General features: G+C 36.5%; 1 pseudogene. It reads left to right on the top strand.

Annotated elements, in window-relative coordinates:
- A pseudogene (locus SMIDD26_RS10875) lies at positions 1 to 422 on the top strand (YhcH/YjgK/YiaL family protein); the annotation flags it as partial.
- Between the last annotated feature and the right edge of the window lie 30 nt (positions 423 to 452).

Here is a 452-nt window from a genome sequence, read left to right as displayed (position 1 = left end):
TTATGTGGGAGTAAATCCACATTTTGCAACATTGATAGATTTTCTAGAAAAAACAAGGACTAGAAAATTTAACAGAAGGTTCGATTGCTATCGATGGAGATCGATTGTTTGGGAATTGCTTTACTTATCTAGCAGATGGTCAAGCAGGGACCTTCTTTGAAACCCACCAAAAATATTTGGATATTCATTTAGTTTTGGAAAACGAAGAAGCCATGGCTGTTACGTCGCCAGAAAATGTAAGCGTTACCCAAGAGTATGATGAAGAGAAGGATATTGAATTATACACAGGGAAAGTGGAACAGTTGGTTCATTTGAGAGCTGGCGAATGCCTCATCACTTTTCCAGAAGATTTACATCAACCCAAGGTTCGTATAAATGATGAACCTGTGAAAAAAGTTGTCTTTAAAGTTGCGATTTCTTAATGTAGAAAGGGAAGAACAATGAAAAAAATG

It is taken from the genome of Streptococcus mitis, from assembly GCF_001579035.1.
Taxonomy (GTDB): Bacteria; Bacillota; Bacilli; order Lactobacillales; family Streptococcaceae; genus Streptococcus; species Streptococcus mitis_J.
Note: the sequence above shows the minus strand (reverse complement) of the source record. Positions and strands in the feature narration are given on the sequence as shown.